Origin of the sequence: Bartonella massiliensis, assembly GCF_902150025.1 — a bacterium.
Classification (GTDB): Bacteria; Pseudomonadota; Alphaproteobacteria; order Rhizobiales; family Rhizobiaceae; genus Bartonella; species Bartonella massiliensis.
Window position 1 is genome coordinate 1 of sequence record NZ_CABFVS010000004.1, and the last position, 19,005, is coordinate 19,005.

Consider the following 19,005-nt stretch of genomic DNA (forward strand, 5'->3'; position numbering starts at 1 on the left):
CTCTTGTCTAAACTCTCTAGTCTTTCTTTCTGCTTTAAACATTCTTTAGTTGATTGGTTTTAATATTATAAAGTCTTGTAGGTTAAGATGAGATACAAAATATCGTTTGCAGAACTTAAGGGTGGGGTGATCTTTACAGTGATTGGGTTCTCTTTGTTTTTCTTGAAATCATAATACTTTCATCAAAAAAACTGCTCATAGTTTTCCACCTACTGTGCTGAACAAATAAGGTATATCATGACAAGCTTAATGAAGTAGATTTAAGGTTATAGAAAAACTGTATATATCACAATTTATCTGGATAATGGATTGTTGCAATCGTACATTTTTTTATATATATCACCGCCGAATATGAAAATGAACGAAGCTTTAATTTTCTTGCTGCTAACTTGATGCTAAGCGGTGTGGAGCAAGAGTAAGCGGTGTTGTTATTCGTACTTCTTCCCATCTATATACTCAAAAGAATTATAGGTGATGAATTTCCAAACAGTCAATTTTGAGGGCTACCGTGTTAGCTACATTACCTAAAAATATACGCTCTTTAATAATACAAGCGCCTATGGCTGGTGTATCGACGCCTGAGATGGCGGCTGCCGTATCTAATTCTGGTGCGGTTGGTTCGATAGCTATTGGCGGATTGGGGCCGGATGAAGCAGTTTTGTTAATTCAAAAAACGAAAGCACTAACTGATCGGCCGTTTAATATTAATCTTTTCTGTCATGATCCTTTTGTGCGTGTGGATACAGCAAAAGATTCTCATTGGCGAACTAAGCTAAACGATCATTTTTTAGGTGGGGAAATGATTCTAAATACTCCTCTTAAGAATATATACACCTCTATTAAAAATAATAAGGCTTTAGCTATCGCTGTTGCTGCACAATCCCCTGATATTATTAGTTTTCATTTTGGTATTCCTGATGATGATATCATTGACATCTTTCGACAGACTGGTGCCAAACTCATGGCTACAGCAACTTGTCTTGAGGAGGGGAAAGAAATTGCAGACAAGGGTTTGGACGCAATAATTGCTCAAGGCTTTGAGGCAGGAGGCCACCGAGGACAATTTAATCTTTCACAATTCGACGAGAAGTTATCAACGCACGCCTTGACTCGGCTTTTGGCCCAGCACTTGTCACTTCCTATAATTGCTGCGGGCGGTATAATGACTGGGGCTGATATAGCGAGTGTTATGCTCATGGGTGCTCAGGGGGTACAATTAGGGAGTGCCTTTATAGGGTGTAACGAAAGCGGTGCGAGCCATTGTCATAAAAATCTTTTAAAGTCTGATAAATCCATACCAACCGTTTTGACGCGAGCCATTTCTGGGAGGCCTGCGCGGTCAATAATGACGTCGTTTGTCCAATGGGCGATGAGTATTACTGATAAGGATATTCCGGAGTATCCTTACGGTTATGATGCCTTTAAGCAGCTGCAAAAAAATATGCTCTTACGAGGAGATCTTGATATAGGTCCTTTTTGGGCGGGGCAAAACGCTTTCTTGGTGCGTTTTATTCCGGCAGCACAAATTATCGCAGAGTTAGAAAACGAGTATGCTCATTATATACAGGGCTAAGAAAAAGTAAATCTAAAGCTAATATAACAATGAATAAAACGGTCAAGTACGTATTGAGTGGATTTGCTGCATCTTTGGTTGGCATAGGTTTATCACGCTTTGCTTATACACCTGCAACACCTTATCTTATAAGCCAAGGTTGGCTTGATGAAAATCATATTTTTTGGGTGGGTTCTGCAAACTTTTTAGGATACTTCATCGGTGCTTTTTCATCCCCTTATATTTTACGCCTCACTTCTCCAAGATATGCATTGAGATTAGCATTCTTCATGAGTGGGCTGTCTTTTTTATGCTGTTGTTATCCATATGGAAGCTTATGGTTCATGATATGGCGTTTTATTGTAGGCTTGTCGGGTGGGGTCTTAACAGCTGTGGCTGCTCCGACTTTGTTATCGGCTATAGATCCAAAAGATCGCGCTCATTCTGGTGGTATAATGTTCTCAGGAGTGGGGTTAGGCGTGCTATTGTCTGCTTTGTTTATACCTATGATAGCAAGTATTAAAGTATATTATTATTGGGGGGCACTTTTTTTTATCACTCTTATATTTTTTATAATAACCTATCAGTTTATCCCCAACACCAATTTTGAGCACATTAAAAAGTCGTATAAGTCTAAGCGAATAGATTATTTCATATATCTAACATATGGTATCAACGCTGCAGCGTTGATACCATATATATTATTTCTTGTGAATTTTGTTTTGCTTCGCACAATACCATCAACCTATTTTGCTTCTATTATTTGGCTAGTTTATGCCTTTGGTGCGTTTTTAGGAGCCATAATATTGGGCATAGCAGCCAAGAAAACATCGTATCGCTCAATGATCTTTTTGATGAATTTTGTGCAGTTATTTGCTTCGTTGCTATTGCTATTGTTCCCTGATTCAAAGATCGCGTTGTTACTATCGGCTTTTATTATGGGGGCCGCTACCCCTGGCATTGTACCTTTATATCTTGGTTTAATAGGAGAACTGTCTTCATCTGATCCACAAATTCAGCAGATTATCTGGAGCAGAGCAGTGTCAGCATTCGCCTTATCACAAGCAATAGCTGCGTATATGTTTACTTGGTTTTTCTATATAATAGAGAATTATATCCTCATATTCTCTATTTCATCATTTCTTCTTTTTATTCTATGCGTGTGGTTTATACAGGAAAGACACTATGGCTACAAACAGAAAAAAAATCATTAATTGTGCTATCATCGGTTTTGGGGCTCGTGGAATTAGTTTTTATGAAAGGATAAATGCCTATGCGCGTCGTTATATAAGTAGTGTGCATATAAACTTGACAATATTTGATCCCAATGAACATGGTTGTGGATCTCATTCGCCAAGACAAGCAGATTATTTATTAGTCAATACAGTTGCATCGCAAATGACTATGTTCTTAGATAAAACTTGTGAAGTTTCTGGCCCATATACCAACGGACCATCATTTGCTCAATGGGCTAAAGATGCAGGTATCCGTAAAATAGGTTCTAACTTCTATCATATGGCCGAAGACACAGATATTGGAGCACCTATAGACGATAATGACTATCTATCACGTGCTGAATTAGGGAATTATTTACAATTCGTTGTAGATCAATTGACAGCAAACAGACCGCGTAATGTAGATGTGTCTATTATCAGATCTCATGTCATTGATATTAAGCCATTATCAGAGCGTGAATTTATTGTTGTGGTAGATGGGGATTATAAGCAGTCGTTTGAATTTATATTTATGACTACTGGGCATGGTACGAATATACTCACAGAAAATGAGCAACAAAAAATAGATTTTGTTTCTTCAAATAAGCATAAAAATCCCAATTTAGGATTTATAAGATCTCCTTATCCTTTATCCATGATAGAAAGTGTTAGCCCTGATGCTCGAGTGCTGGTGCAGGGTATGGGACTAACGGCGCATGATGTTATAGCTGAGCTAACAGTTGGAAGAGGAGGACGATATAAAGAGAACAGAGGCCGTTTGGAATATATACCATCAGGGCGAGAGCCTGTCATCAGTCTCTTCTCAAGACAAGGACTTCCATTTTCTTCTAGAGCCATAAATGAGAAAGGGGCCTCTGAGGCTTATACAGCTGAATTTTTTACATTAGATTACTTCAAATCTTTGCGACAGAAAAAAAAGAAATTTGATTTTTTTGAAGATGTTCTTCCAGTCTTGAAAAAGGAAATGTTAAGGGCATACTATCATGCCGTGGGTAAGACTACGTGCATTGACTACGAAGATTTTAGGAAAATTGATGAAATATTATATCCTTTACAAGACGTTGTATTCAAAAATGCTGTTGATTACAAACGCTATATCTATGAATTTTTGGAAGATGATCTCAAAAATGCTTACGCAGGAAATGTTTCTGGCAGTGTCAAAGCAGCAGCCGATGTTTTGAGAGATGTGCGTGATACTATGCGTTATTGCGTTGAATGGGGTGGTTTGACACCAGAGTCGCATGCTTGTTTTGTAAGAGACTTTGTCCCTATTATGAATCGTATAGCTGTCGGTCCGCCTTTAGTGCGGAACAGGCAGTTACTCGCTTTAATTGATAGTGGTTTACTTCGCATAGATCTTGGTCCTTCACCTATTTTAGAAATTGATGAGAAAAATTCTGTTTTCCGTATTGTTGGTACTTTCTCAGAAGAAATAACGACTCAGGTTGCAGATGTTGTTATCCAAGCAAGGATAGATCCATTTGACATAAATCTTGAGCGTTCACCATTAATCAGAAACCTCTTTAGTAAGGGTTTTCTCACAGAATATGTAAATGGAGACTATCATACTGGTGGCTTGAATATTGATAGAAATTATAACATTATCGATCTCAATGGAGATGTGAGAAAAAATGTGTGGTCTTTGGGTAATCCGGTTGAAGGTCCTTGTTTTTTTACCTTTGTTCTGCCACGACCAGGTGTGAACTCTCGCTTTCTCTTGGATTCGGATAAATGTATCCAGCAGATGTTTAATGAAATAGAAGTGAACTATGCCACATCTAGGTAAATTTAATCCCTCAAAAAGTGTTTGGAAGCGCTAAGTAAACAGTTAAGCGTAGTAAGGATATTCGGCAGCGTGTTTTGGATAACTCTCATGTTTATGAGAGGTAAAAGAAGTAAATTGTCGATAATTTTAAGAAACCGTTGCAAGAACGGGTAACTGTTTGTGTGTGAGGATATCCCAATAGAGGCAAAAAGGATAGAGGTTTCGCTACTGTATTCATGCTTATGGATATGGGAGCGATTCTTGAAGTAAAACCACATGTGAGAGATGCACTGAACGTTTGTTAAACTACAAGGAAACTACGTGAAGTTAATATTCAGGTAACGAATTGATTTATAATGATAAGTCATCGCTATACACTTTGAATCATAATCCCGCATATTGTAAAATACGCTGTTTTGTGTGCGGCGTTTTTTCCCTAGTGTCTTGTGTGTTTACAGGTGTCGTGTTCATTTCCCCATCTTAGTTTTTAAGCTAAATCCTAAAATTATCGCGCACTTTATTGTGTTTTCTTACAAAATGCAAAAAAATATTTTTAAAATCATCACACTTTCCTTTTATTTCCATAAGGGGATAAACATCAGTAAATACGTCAATATGGTTTGGGGATAGGCTAAAGAGGTTTTCTTATATTATGCAGCCAAGAATAGAGAGAACGTCTAAAAGTTAAGATATTTTAAACCTTTTGGGGGAGACACAAGAGCCATTGACGAATTGGTCTAAATTCGATAATCGAAGGTATTTTTAATTGGGTGGGAAAACATGACGACGTTACAATCGCTTTTACAGACTTATCGTGATGAAGCGCGTACAAAACGGGATAAGGGTACGTATTTTGAGCGTTTGGCTCTTGCTTATCTGACTCATGATCCAATCCAGTCAGGATTTTATGAAAAGGTTCAAACCTTTAAAGATTGGGCCCATGAAAATGATTGGGATGGTCGTGATACCGGTATTGATCTGGTGGCAAAGCTTCGTCATGAAGATGGTTTTGCAGCAATCCAATGTAAATTTTATGATGAATCCTATCGGATTAAAAAAGCAGATATTGATAGTTTTATTTCAGCATCAGGTAAGGAACCGTTTAAGCAGCGTGTTGTCATAGATAGCACCATGAATGCTTGGAGTGACAATGCGGAAGCAATGATACGGGGGCAGGATATTCCTGTTAATCGGATTGGTCTTTCCGATTTGCAAAAAAGTCCGATCCGTTGGGAGATTTTTGCGGCCAAAGGTCAAGTTGAGCTGGAGGGTAAAAAGAAACTCCGTTCCCATCAGCAAGAGGCATTGCGTTTTGTGCGTGCGGGGCTTATGCAAGCAGATCGGGGTAAACTTATTATGGCTTGTGGGACCGGTAAGACATTTACCAGTCTTAAGATTGCTGAGGATTTAGCGGGTAAAGGCAAGTTTGTCTTGTTTCTTGTGCCTTCTTTAGCCTTGATGTCACAAACAGTGCGTGAATGGACGACGGATGCAGAAATAGGCTTGCGTTCCTTTGCGGTCTGTTCTGATACACAAGTAGGAAAGCGTCGTAAAAATAGTGATGATGTTGCAGAAATTGATGTGTGTGATCTTGCTTTTCCAGCAACAACCGATGCAGCGAAACTGGCAGAACAGGCGGGTAAGAGTGTTGCAGATGAGATGAGCGTGGTGTTTGCAACCTATCAATCCATTCAGGTGATTGCGGATGCGCAGAAAAACTATGGTTTTCCTACCTTTGATCTGATCATTTGTGATGAGGCACATCGTACAACAGGAGCAACGCTGGAGGGAGAGGATGAATCCAATTTTGTGAAGGTGCATTCCAATGATGTTATTCGGGCTAAAAAACGTCTTTATATGACAGCGACACCCCGCATTTTTGGGGATAACGCAAAAAGTCGCGCGAATGAAGCCAATGCTGTTCTCGCTTCGATGGATGATGAAAAGCTTTTTGGTAAAACACTTTTTTATCGGGGCTTTTCATGGGCTGTACAACATAACCTTTTAACGGACTATAAGGTTATTGTCTTAGCCATGGATGAAAAACTGGTGAGTTCTGCTGTTCAAAAGCGTCTTAGTGATAGCGAATCCGCGCTTATTCTGGATGATGCTACGAAAATTATTGGCTGTTATAAGGCGCTGACCAAACAAGATATGAAGGCTGATGTTGGGGGTGATCGACATCCTATGCAGCGTGCTTTGGCATTTTGTAAAGATATTCGCAGTTCTGAATTGGTTCGTGATGAATTTTCAGCCGTGGTTGAAGAATATCTTGAGTATACGCAAGGGAATGCGGAAAATGCGCCATTTTTGCAATGTGAAGTGGAACATGTTGATGGCAAGTTTAAGGCTAAGGATCGTAGTGCACTGCTTGATTGGTTGAAAGCTGAGAGCGGCGATGATGTTTGTCGTATTTTGACCAATGCTCGGTGTTTGTCTGAAGGGGTGGATGTTCCAGCGCTTGATGCCATTATGTTTTTAAATCCACGCAAGAGTCAGATTGATGTTGTGCAAGCGGTTGGGCGGGTGATGCGCCGCTCTGAGGGCAAAAAGATGGGCTATGTCATTTTACCCATTGGTGTTCCTGCTGGGGTTCCAGTGGAACAAGCTTTGAACAACAATGATAAATATCGGGTTGTTTGGCAAATTTTAAATGCTTTGCGCGCGCATGATGATCGTTTTGATGCGACGATTAATAAGGCATCGCTGGGGCAAGATATTAGCAATGTGATTGAAATTATTGGGGTGACGCAAAGTAGTGAGTTACAGGCTGTGACAGCTGTTGTCGACAATCTTCCGGTTCGCTCAAAAGCTGCAAGCTCGAGAATTGGAAGTTCTGCGCCTGATCTCCTTTTGACGGATGGTCAAGGGGAGCTTTCTTTCCCTGTGGATGAGCTTTCGCGCGCCATCATGGCAAAGATTGTCAAAAAATGCGGTACGCGTGATTATTGGGAGGATTGGGCAAGCAACATTGCGGAAATTGCCAAGAACCATATCACGCGCTTAACAGGACTTCTGGCAGAGCCAGAGACGAGAGCGCGTCAAGCTTTTGATCAGTTTTTAGCGGAACTGCGTGATGATTTAAACAATACCATAACAGAGGCTGATGCCATTGAGATGTTGGCACAGCATATTATCACGCGTCCTGTCTTTCAGGTGTTGTTTGAAGGTTATCAGTTTACGCGTGAGAACCCTGTCTCGCGTGCTATGCAACGGATGCTTGATGTGCTTGATGAGGCCAATCTTAATAAGGAATCCAAAGATCTTGAGAAATTTTATGCTAGTGTAAAATTACGCGCCAGTGGCATTACCGATCCACAAGCCAAGCAGAGGTTAATTGTAGAGCTTTACGATAAATTTTTCCGTTATGCTTTTCCTCGTACGGTAGAAAAGCTCGGCATTGTTTATACCCCCGTTGAGGTGGTGGATTTCATTTTGCACTCCGTCAATGATGTTTTAGAGAAAGAATTTGGTCAAACGCTTGGTTCGTCGGGGGTGCATATCATGGATCCCTTTACCGGAACGGGCACCTTTATTACACGGCTTTTGCAATCGGGCTTGATCACACCAGAGGAGATGAAACACAAATATTGTCATGAAATTCATGCCAATGAAATTGTTCTCCTGGCTTACTATATTGCAGCTATTAATATTGAGACAACCTATCATGGTCTGATGGGGGGTGATTATGTTCCGTTCGAGGGAATTTGTCTGACCGATACATTTCAGCTCTATGAGCAAGATAAAGATCTGATTAGCGATTTGCTGGCGGATAACAGCACCCGACGGGCACGCCAGAAAGAACTGGATATTCGTGTTATTGTTGGCAATCCCCCTTATTCTTCTGGACAAAAAAGCGAAAACGACAATGCAAAAAATATTGGCTATCCTAAACTGGATCGTTGCATTGGAGAAACTTATGCCGTTCAATCTAAAGCAACCTATGTACAAACACTTTATGATAGTTACATTCGTGCTATTCGCTGGGCAAGTGATCGCATAAAGAGTAGTGGTGTTATTGGTTTTGTGACAAATGCGAGTTTTATCAGTAGTCACTCTACGGATGGTTTACGAAAATATTTAGTCGAGGAATTTAGCAGTCTTTATATCTTCCATTTGCGGGGAAATCAGCGGACCTCTGGCGAACTTTCTCGAAAAGAAGGGGGTAAAATTTTTGGTGCCGGAAGTCGAGCACCCATTGCTATTTCTATTCTGGTAAAAAATCCAGATGCACAGCAACATGGGAAAATATATTTTCATGACATTGGCGATTATCTCACGACAAAAGATAAACTCCGTGAGCTTCAGCGATTAGGCAGCGTTGATGGCGTCAAACATGAATATGGATGGCAGACAATTACACCGGATGAACATGGTGATTGGCTCAATCAGCGCAACAGTGATTTTGAAAAATTTCTAGCTTTAGGTGACAAGAAGGGTCGTGATAAAAGACTCTTTGAAAATTTTTCTTGTGGTATTGTAACCAGTCGTGATGCATGGGCATATAATGCAAGCCGTGAAGCTTTAGAGAGCAATATGAGCCATATGATTGCTTTTTATAATAATGAAGTGGAACGTTTTAATAGCGCTTATGGACATGCTGATCGCAAGGTACGTACAAATGCTGTAAACGATTTTGTTAACACGGATGTTACAAAGATCAGTTGGAGTCATAATGTTAAACAAGAATTAGTAAGAGGAAAAGTTTCCGAATTTGAAAATGATTGCTTAGTTCAGAGTTTGTATCGTCCTTTTACACGACAGTGGCTCTATTATAATCGTACTTTCAATGAGAGAGTATATCAAATGCCGTGTATTTTTCCTCTAGAAAAGACAGTTGAAAATAGGGTCATACAAGTTACAGGTATAGGAGGAAAAAAGAGTTTTTCTGTTCTTATGATTAAGAATTTGATTGATTATCAAGTGATAGAGAATGGTCAATGTTTTCCACGGTATGTTTATGAAGATGGTGCTTTAGAAGATAAAGAAGGAAATTTGGTTCATTTATTTGCCAACCTTGCAGAGGAAAGCAAAAAAGCTGGTTTAGAGCGGCGTGATGCACTCACAGATGAAGGGTTAGCTTATTTTAAGGCGGCATATCCTGGTGAAGTAATTACAAAGGATGATTTGTTTTATTATATTTATGGGGTCTTGCATTCGGAAGATTATCGTGCGCGTTATGCGCATAATCTGTCTAAAGAATTGCCGCGAATTCCAACGGTCAAAAAAGCAGAAGACTTTTGGGCTTTTGTGGAAGCGGGGCGAAAGCTTGGTGATTTGCACATGAATTACGAAGAGGTTGAGCCCTATCCGGTGACCTATAAACAAGGCGATCCAAAAACTTGGGTGATTTCTGATGCGGTGAGTTTCTATCGTGTTCAAGCGATGAAATTTGCCGGTAAGCGCGGGGCTATTGATAAAAGTACTGTTGTTTACAATGCGAATATCACCATGCAAAATATTCCTCTTGAAGCTTATGATTATGTGGTCAATGGCAGGTCTGCTCTTGAATGGGTGATGGAGCGACAGATTGTCAAAACGGATAAAGCGAGCGGCATTGTGAATGATGCCAACCGCTATGCTGTTGAGACGGTGGGTAATCCAGCCTATCCTTTAGAATTGTTTCAACGGGTTATTACGGTAAGTTTAGAAACCATGAAAATTGTACGCAGTCTGCCAAAATTGGAAGTGCGAGAAACTGAAAAGGTTAAGTTATCCATTGTGCGGTAAAATAGTGTCGAGTTCTAACAAGATGGAACTTTCATATATTTTTGCCAACTCGTGGGTGTAGCGATAAGCCCTTGAAGTTTGCGGTGGTCTATAAGGGGGGCATGTTTTTCTTAATGGGTCACGCCTCTCACGTAAAACAGAGCGCCACCCAGTTGCTAATCTACGGGTTTGTTTTAAGAGACATTTCTTAAAGTAGTCACACCTATTTCACGGCGTTGACCATGAATGGTATAATGGTAAAGCCCCCTGGAATAATATAAAATCCATTGATCACCCCCCATCTTTACGTTTGTGAAGTAACAAGCCGACATCATCACACACTTTGCCAGCCTTAGAATGTTGCGATAAGCTCTTGGCACTTAAGACGATTCATAAGAGGCATTTTTAGTCCTTTCTTTAACAGTTTTTAACCACATACCAGCCCTGCTTATGACGTTTAAGCAAGTGATTTGGGTTGATTCAACAGAGAGCATATTTGCAATGAGAGAATCATAGGGTATTTAGGATTCTTATTTAAGATAAAGAGCTCTAGTCTTTATTCATCAATAGGGTATTGATCATAAAACATCCTATGCAATAAGGAAGTTAAAGTTTTGAGATATGAGCTTTAGCGACAGGGGTGAATATCTTTAAGGGATTGCTTGTCGCGCTTTATATGAGAGTGAACCCTATAAAGGAGGAAGCAAAGTGGAACTTGCTTTATTGCCACCCGCTTTTGTTCCTTTTGTTCTATTAATAGGGTCACGTCCGTTACGAAGAAAAAACGCCCGCCCCAAGCGGAATATATTTGCGTTGCATATTCATGTGCTTGTGTTAAAAGAACATCTCTCAATGCTCGTAAAACTCATTTTACGACGGCAGCCTGTACAAGAGTATAACGATAAAGCTCCAATGAAGTGTATAAAATTTATAGGGCGCCTCCTCTTTACGTTTCAGAAAAGAGCAAGCCAACACTCTCATACATTTTGCTCACTCGTGGGTGTTGCAATGAGCCCTTGGAGTTTGAGATACTTTATAAGAGGCATGCCTTTCTTGTACAGTTTTATTCCAGATCCAAGCAGTGCTTTGATGATTTTTCTGGTGTTCGTTGCTCATCTCTTATACTGAAGCAATTAAAATCTTTTCTTATACGTCACAAATAGAGCATGTTATTATTAAAAAGGCATAAAAATGTTCTTGTATGCTCTCAAGTGATAAGGGCTGTTATGGACACGTTTGGGGATATGGGAGAGGTGTGTGGTTTGCTCCTTTTATGAAGCCTACGGTGGTTCTATAATATGTCTGGAGAACTTTATTGATAAGGGTTGTCTTAATATATTGTGAGATGGCATTGATAGATCTGTGCTGTGAGAGATGTTTTTTAAAGCGGGTGAAGGTACAACACAGTGACAGGTGTCTTGGGGCGTTTTGCTTTGCATGAAGATAAGGGGTTGCTTGTCGCGTCTGATAGAGTAGAATATTGACCAGCAGTTGGGATCTAATCAAAAGAAGCTAATCTTTAAATGAGATGAGAAAGAGACTTTCATTTTTTATAACGATAAAGTCATTCATTGAGCATCCCCATCTTTACGCTTGTGTAGGATTAAGCCGACATCATCACACACTTTGCCAGCCTTAGAATGTTGCGATAAGCTCTTGGCACTTAAGACGATTCATGAAAAACCATTTTAGTCCTTTCTTTAACAGTTTTTACTCATACGCCAACCCCACTTATGAGGTGAAAAGGAATGATTTTGATTGATTCAAGATAAACAAGTTTGAAATAAGAAAATCTTACGCTATTCGGGTTTCTAATTCAATATGAGCAACACTATATTATTATAAATCAATGTATTGTCTAAGGTTCCGGGGAGATGTCAACGTTATTGTCTTATGGCTTGATTGTATATCTGTTGGTTGAGAGTTTATAGTCTAATACAGTTCTTAATGATTTTAGTGTTTTTTATTATTGTTATTTAGGGTTGTGGGTGATGTGAAGCCATAGCACTAGAAAAATCATCGAATAAAGCAAGCGTTTTAGTGTTTAGAATATCGTTACAATCATCATGCGGATAGTGTGGGTAGTGTATATTTGTGGGAAAATGATCACGTAAGAAATATAAAAATTGAGGGAATAGTTGACTGGGTTAAGCTTAAAGTAAGGCTCTTGAGCGGACAGTGGAGTGGATAAAAAAGTTTAAAGTCATAAAGGGGAAAGGCCAAGGGAAAAGTCAGAGGAAAGGCTGGGGGGGGGGAAGATCAGAAGGCTGTTCTGATGTAGACTTGGAGCGTTTTAATATATTGGATTATAAGAATGCGGAATTGATTGATCTGTTGTATTGTGCTTTCCGCATTACTTTTTTTAACAGGGTAAGCAATGAAATGGATATCAGGCATGAGATATTTAAGCTCACGCATTGAGCGCCATATGTGGTAGTCATGGGTGACAATATAAAGGGTTTTATAATGGTGTTTTTTAATCCAAGCGGCACTTTCTTCAGCGTTTCCTCTGGTGTTAATTGCCTGATGCCCAATGTCAATACAACAGGATACAAGCCGTGGGCTAATATGCATATTATGCATAAAACCCTTTAGATTGGTTGAGGTGTTAACACCACTGATGAGGAGTCGTGAACCAAGCCCCTTTTGTAAGAGATGAAGTCCTATCTCTATTCGGTTTTCTCCGCCTGTAAGCACAATGATGGCATCGGCTTTGGGCAGAGGCGTTGGGGGGGAAAGCTGTTCGGTTTTTTCAGAAAAAATAATAAAACCACCCCAAAAAATGAAAAAAATGACAGTAAGAGTAAGGGTTGTGGGTGGAAAATAGCGAAATAAGCAGCCGAGAGACCAATTATAATGGAGCCGTTTTGCAACAGAGTGTTCTAAATAGTTTTGCGTTGATGAGTTAGAGCTGCGAGTCATAAATTAAAATAAACCATTTTCACATTGATCGATTTTTTTCAATTGCGTTAAAATAGTCATGCGGTTTGTAAGAGTAGTGAGAAAAGAAACGAAAATAATAAGGAGGATGATTTTTCCATAAGGAATGGAACTTATGGAAATATGTCCAAACAAAGCCGTTACTTGGCTGGCTTTTGCTCTTCCTAGATTATACTTCGACCAGAGGCAAAAGGCTGAAAATAAAAATATGCTTGTAAGCCCCCCATATAAGGCTCCGCGCAGCGCAGTTTTAAAAAAATGCCAATCAAATTGGCGCGCAATGAAAAGGGTTTCAGTCCCAAGGAAATATAACACATTGATAATATGGGCATTTTCTGCCAATGCATTGCGGGTGGCAAAAATGATGGTGAGGATAAGAGAGCCTAAAACCAATGCTAAAATTGAAAAACCAATGAAAACTGTGGTAAATGCCATGGTTGTAAAACGTTTGACCCAAAAACGGTGATCGTCAAATTGACCACCTGGAATTTGAGTTTTAATGGCATGATTGATGGCGGCAAAATCGCTTTCTGCATTTTCTTTTAGGGTGACAATAATAAGACGGGGAAGAGGCAGTTCGTTCAAATTAAAACCGGTTCCAAGCCATGGTTCCAGTAACTTTTCCGTGGCTGTTTGGTCAACTATTTTTGCATCTTGCACACCGGAAAAGGTTTTAACCAATTGTACAGCATCATGAAGTGCTTTGTTGATATCAACATTGTCAACGGGGCGTATTTGTATTGTTGCTTCATAGCTAATCTGATTGCTCCAATTTTTAGCAGAACGCTGGACTAAATCAACACCAATTAAGGTGAGGCTTGAGAGAAATGTCATAATAGCAATTACGGCAACCAATGCTTTTCCAGAAATATTGTTACTGGGAATAATCGCTGTTGTGTTTTTTTTATTGTTGGTAAAAATGGAAAAAACTTTATTCATGAATCGTCATCCGTCCATTATGGAGAAGCATACGCCGTGCTGCAACTTGTTCCATTAAGGCGATATCATGGGTGGCAATGATAACAGCTGTTCCAAAACGATTTAATTCAATAAACAAACGCAGAAGGCGTTTTGCCAAGGGCGGATCAACATTTCCTGTTGGTTCATCCGCAAGCAGAATTTCTGGTTGATCAATAAGCGCGCGTGCAATGGCGACCCTTTGTTTTTCTCCACCAGAAAGAACCGGTGGTAAAACATGAATATGATCTCCAAGACCGACCCAACAGAGAAGATCTTCTACTTCACTGCGATAGGTTGCCTCTTCTTGTCCTTTAATGCGTAAAGGTAAGGAAACATTTTCATAAGTGGTCATATGGTCGAGCAAACGAAAATCTTGAAAAACCACACCGATACGTTGTCGTAGTGCAGGGAGTTCTTGTCGTTTGAGTAAAGCTGTATCTGTTCCAAATAAATCAATATGACCGCGGGTGGGTTTGAGCGCCAAAAACATCAGACGCATTAAAGATGTTTTCCCTGCTCCAGAGGCACCAGTGAGAAATTGAAATGATCCAGCAGGAATATGAAAGCTAATATCACGAAGGACCTCCGGGCCCATTCCATAGCGCAGACCGACATTTTCAAAATGAATCACTTTTTATTATTACTCCTGATCTTATATTGCATTATTTATTCTAAAAATTATAGCTTTCTTTCATCATGCTAAGCTTTTGTTGTAAATTTGTTCATTTCAGAGTTCATGTTTTTTTCTACGCTTTTGTTGTCGATAAATATTCCTGTTCAAGAATATCATCACTTATACTTGCTCTTTTTAACTTTATTTATGATTTTAACAGGAATTTCAAAGTGATTCTAGCATAAACATGAAAATCATCTTGCCTTTTTGCTTAGAGGCTTTTTTTGCATTGGGTAGGCATTAAACGATTCAAAAAGGTTCTGTTGTTCTTTTTATCTCATTTTCTTGTTCGCATTTATCCTCCAATTCTGGCCTATTCCAATTTGGAAGTTTTTTTAATTGTTCCTTTTTTATTATGAAGAAACCCGTTTTTTGTTAACGTTATTGAGCTTCTCATAAATTATTTTCTTAATTCTTATCGGTGGTTTTTATAACAATGCTGAGCTAATTTTAGCAAAAGAAATAAAAACCACCCTGTTTTATAGTAAAGTTTGGTTTCTTTAATCTTGTCGGTTAGCAATCAACTCTTCAACAACTTGTGGTTCTGCAAGGGTTGAAATATCTCCAAGATTATCAAAATCGTTTTCAGCAATTTTTCGTAAAATACGTCTCATAATTTTTCCTGATCGCGTTTTGGGGAGTTGCGGAGCAAACTGAACTTTATCCAATATGGCAATGGAGCCTATTTCCTTTCTGACATGTTTTATAAGGTTGTTTTGCAATTCTTCACTTGGGGTTATTCCTTCCATAAGCGTGATAAAACTGTAAATGCCTTGTCCTTTAATGGGATGCGGGTAACCTACAGTAGCCGCTTCTGATACAGCTGGATGAGAAACAAGGGCTGATTCAATTTCAGCGGTTCCTAACCTATGTCCAGAGACATTGAGAATGTCATCAACGCGTCCCGTAATCCAGTAATAGCCATCACTATCGCGTTTACTGCCATCACCTGAAAAATATTTTCCTTTATAGGCGGAAAAATAAGTTTGAATAAAGCGTTCATGATTCTTATAAAGCGTTCGCATTTGTCCAGGCCATGAATCACTGATACAAAGATTGCCTTCTGCTTCCCCCTCTAAAACATTGCCATCGGCATCAACAATTTGCGGTTGAACACCAAAAAAAGGACGCGTGGCTGATCCCGCTTTTAGGGGTATTGCACCGGGCAAAGGGGTGATCATATGTCCCCCTGTTTCTGTTTGCCACCATGTATCGAGAATTGGACAACGGTCATTTCCAACGGTATGATAAAACCATTTCCATGCCTCTGGATTAATCGGTTCTCCCACGGTCCCTAAAAGACGCAAAGATGTCCTTGCTGAGCGTTCAACAAATGAATTTCCTGCTCCCATTAAAGTACGGATAGCTGTTGGGGCAGTATAAAGCGTATTGACTTGGTGTTTATCGACAATGTCCCAAAATCTGCCCTTGTCAGGAAAGGTTGGCGTGCCTTCAAACATTAAAGTGGTCGCACCGTTGCATAACGGTCCATAGACCAAATAAGAATGCCCCGTAATCCAGCCAATATCAGCTGTACACCAGTAAACTTCATCTGGATGATAATCAAAAACATATTGATGGGTCATTGATGCAAAAACAAGATAGCCTGCGGTGGTATGCAAAACACCCTTCGGTTTGCCAGTTGAGCCTGAAGTATAAAGAATAAAAAGCGGATCTTCAGCATTCATGGGTTCTGCTGGACAGTCTATTTTAGCATGCGCTATCTCTTCATGGTACCAAAAATCACGCCCCTCTACCCATTGAATGGGTCCACAAGTGCGTCGTATAACCATGACTTGGTTGACATGCATGTTTTGACGGGCGGCAATCTCGATGGCATGATCAACAGTGTCTTTTAAGTTGATCTGTTTGCCACCACGCAAGCCTTGATCAGCGGTAATAACGAAGGTTGATTCACAGTCAACAAGGCGCCCTGCTATTGCTTCAGCAGAAAAGCCAGCAAAAATCACCGAATGAACAGCACCAATGCGAGCACAAGCGAGCATAGCATAGGCTGCTTCGGGAATCATAGGGAGATAAATAGTTACTTTATCGCCTTTCTTAATGCCGTGGCTTTTCAAAAGATTAGCAAAACGACAAACATGTTCATAAAGTTCGTTATAGGTTATTTTTTTATCATGATAAGGGTTATCCCCTTCCCAAATGAGTGCAATGTGGTCGCCATGGGTTTTCAGGTGGCGATCAATACAATTATAGGCAACATTTGTTATCCCGTCCTCGTACCATTTAATCGATACATCTCCATTAAAAGAAGTGTTTTTTACTTTTGTAAAAGGTTTAAACCATTCAATGCGTTGACCATGTTTTGCCCAGAAACTTTCTGGATCATTGATGCTTTCTTGATACCATTTTTTATAAGTTTCCTCATCAAGCAAAGTATTTTTTTTAATATCTTCTGATATTGGATAAATCTTTTCAATCATGCTTCCCTCTTTTATTATGCTTGGAAAAATCCGCCATAGTATTTTTTAGGCAAAACTTCCCCATCAGCTTTTCATTTCATTTTAAGGGTAGACTAAAGGACAAAGATTGGAATAGTCAATTTTTAAAATCTGATGTGATGATATTAAAGAGAGTTTTTACTTATTTAGGATAGGCAAATGTGGTAGAACCTATCATAGTACAGAGCTTTTTATAAAAACATAAAAGAAATTAAAAAATACCCTATAAAAAAGGCAAAGGGAATGAGAGCGCTTTCTTGATGAGAATATTTTTTGTTTCTAAAAGAATAGCTCCCATTAATATAAAGCAAAATATCAAAAATAATGAACAGAATTACTGACGATAATGCCATTATAATAGATAATTTCCAATCCACACCACAGAATATTTTAAAAGGAATGGCAGCTATTAGGAGTCATTAATTAGTATGAAAAATATTCCTATGATTTCATAATGAATATTCATTATAAAAAAGTCTTAATTATAAAATGTAATCTATATTAAATATCTCTGAAAACTATTTTATTCATAGATGTAGATATTTTACTTTGGTATGTTTTTTCAAATATATTTACAAAACTACTAATTTCAGAGATAGCTTTGTAGCTACTTTTTATAAATTAGAACCAATAATTTCAAGCAGACTGTCCAAAGCTATAAATAGAACCTCCAATGAGTCCCCCTCCCAAACCTACAGTTCCACCTGTAAGAGCGCCTGCTGGTCCTCCAAACAAAAATCCCCCTGCTGCACCTGTTAGTCCTCCCTGACCTCCTAGTGTAGGGGCGTGTGAAACCATGTTATTAGCAAAACCACTGGGACTACATGCATTTCCATAAACAGGTGTTGAGTTATGTATCGTATAAGTTACATATGAAGCAAAATTTCTTATATTAATCCTCTTTGAATTATCTCTATTAAAACAGTATGATAATGATATATTTCAAATGACTATTACACACTTTATAAGATATTAAAATATATCACTATTTTTCTTAATTTAATTTTAAAATTAGAAGAATTTCGTATCTGAAAAGTTGGTGGTTTTCCTTTGATTTATAATAACTGGTTAAGAAAATGAGACTGTTATTAAATTCGGCTTCGTTGCCGTTGTTTTGCGTGTATGTGTTTTGTGCATACGCACGGTTTTTTTTATTTTTTTTCAGTTGAATATCGACCGTATTTTACGTTCAGTGTGTGGAAAGCCTTTGTTGTCCTTTGCTGAGCTGTTGTTGTTCTTATAATGGCCCCCTTGTTGTTTCGTATGGTTTTATATATTTTCTTGGGCGTAGGACATTTGTCGTGCATCGGTTTTATTGGGTGTCGTCTTCGAATCTTTTCTTTGCCTGCTTGATGGTATTGAAGTGAGGGCATATCGGAGAAGTTGGTAAAGTGCCCCTTTTTACGAAAATTGTCGCGACAACTGGAATGTTCTTTTATCTTTTAGTTATTTTGCGATCTTTTTTCATTAATGTACAAACTACTTTTATCGTTCTTATCATTTTACCTTTACAAATAGTTGTTTCTTTTTTTCTGGAAAGATGGTCGAGGGAGGTGCTTTAAGATAAGTCAATATGTTTATGTATCATGGTAATATATCGTTATTCACCTTGAATGAGAGCCTTAAAGACCGTTAGATTCTCTCATTTAAAATCTCTCTTATGGTGAATCAATCAAAACCATTTGTTTGTATGTGATAAGAGGAGAAGT

At 38.9% G+C, this 19,005-nt stretch carries 9 protein-coding genes and 1 pseudogene; 4 read left to right on the forward strand and 6 right to left on the reverse strand.

Going from position 1 to position 19,005, the window contains the following annotated elements; genetic code table 11:
• Positions 1-508 precede the first annotated feature (508 nt).
• The 4 genes from FNZ60_RS01360 to FNZ60_RS01375 all read left to right on the forward strand — a co-directional run bounded on the left by FNZ60_RS01360 (position 509) and on the right by FNZ60_RS01375 (position 10,282).
• Positions 509-1,573: an NAD(P)H-dependent flavin oxidoreductase gene (locus FNZ60_RS01360; protein WP_142415970.1), complete on the forward strand. Its 1,065-nt coding sequence runs from the start codon at positions 509-511 to the stop codon at positions 1,571-1,573.
• A gap of 29 nt (positions 1,574-1,602) precedes the next feature.
• Positions 1,603-2,766 carry a YbfB/YjiJ family MFS transporter gene (locus tag FNZ60_RS01365; protein ID WP_246054690.1) on the forward strand — a complete coding sequence of 388 codons (1,164 nt, stop codon included), beginning with the start codon at positions 1,603-1,605 and terminating at the stop codon, positions 2,764-2,766.
• A complete protein-coding gene (locus FNZ60_RS01370) occupies positions 2,738-4,573 on the forward strand; it encodes an FAD/NAD(P)-binding protein (RefSeq protein ID WP_142415971.1) in 1,836 nt (611 codons plus the stop codon). The genes FNZ60_RS01365 and FNZ60_RS01370 overlap by 29 nt, the downstream gene beginning before the upstream one ends.
• Positions 4,574-5,332: 759 nt before the next feature.
• A complete protein-coding gene (locus FNZ60_RS01375) occupies positions 5,333-10,282 on the forward strand; it encodes a DEAD/DEAH box helicase (protein ID WP_142415972.1) in 4,950 nt (1,649 codons plus the stop codon).
• Between the two features lie 105 nt (positions 10,283-10,387).
• Here FNZ60_RS01375 and FNZ60_RS09960 read toward each other — a convergent pair.
• From FNZ60_RS09960 to FNZ60_RS09575, 6 genes and pseudogenes are all read right to left on the reverse strand, one after another.
• Positions 10,388-10,664: pseudogene (locus FNZ60_RS09960) on the reverse strand (integrase); the annotation flags it as partial.
• A 1,856-nt stretch (positions 10,665-12,520) separates the two neighbouring features.
• Positions 12,521-13,183 carry a YdcF family protein gene (locus tag FNZ60_RS01380; RefSeq protein ID WP_142415973.1) on the reverse strand — a complete coding sequence of 221 codons (663 nt, stop codon included), beginning with the start codon at positions 13,181-13,183 and terminating at the stop codon, positions 12,521-12,523.
• 3 nt (positions 13,184-13,186) lie between these two features.
• Positions 13,187-14,140, reverse strand: a complete 954-nt coding sequence (locus FNZ60_RS01385) for a cell division protein FtsX (protein ID WP_142415974.1) — start codon at positions 14,138-14,140, stop codon at positions 13,187-13,189.
• Positions 14,133-14,792: a cell division ATP-binding protein FtsE gene (gene ftsE / locus FNZ60_RS01390; RefSeq protein ID WP_012232498.1), complete on the reverse strand. Its 660-nt coding sequence runs from the start codon at positions 14,790-14,792 to the stop codon at positions 14,133-14,135. Before ftsE ends, FNZ60_RS01385 begins: the two co-directional genes overlap by 8 nt.
• A 542-nt stretch (positions 14,793-15,334) precedes the next feature.
• Positions 15,335-17,278, reverse strand: coding sequence for an acetate--CoA ligase (acs, locus tag FNZ60_RS01395; protein ID WP_142415975.1), 1,944 nt, complete (start codon positions 17,276-17,278; stop codon positions 15,335-15,337).
• 654 nt (positions 17,279-17,932) lie between these two features.
• Complete coding sequence (locus FNZ60_RS09575) at positions 17,933-18,094, reverse strand: hypothetical protein (RefSeq protein ID WP_185913401.1); 162 nt, start codon at positions 18,092-18,094, stop codon at positions 17,933-17,935.
• Positions 18,095-19,005: the final 911 nt, after the last annotated feature.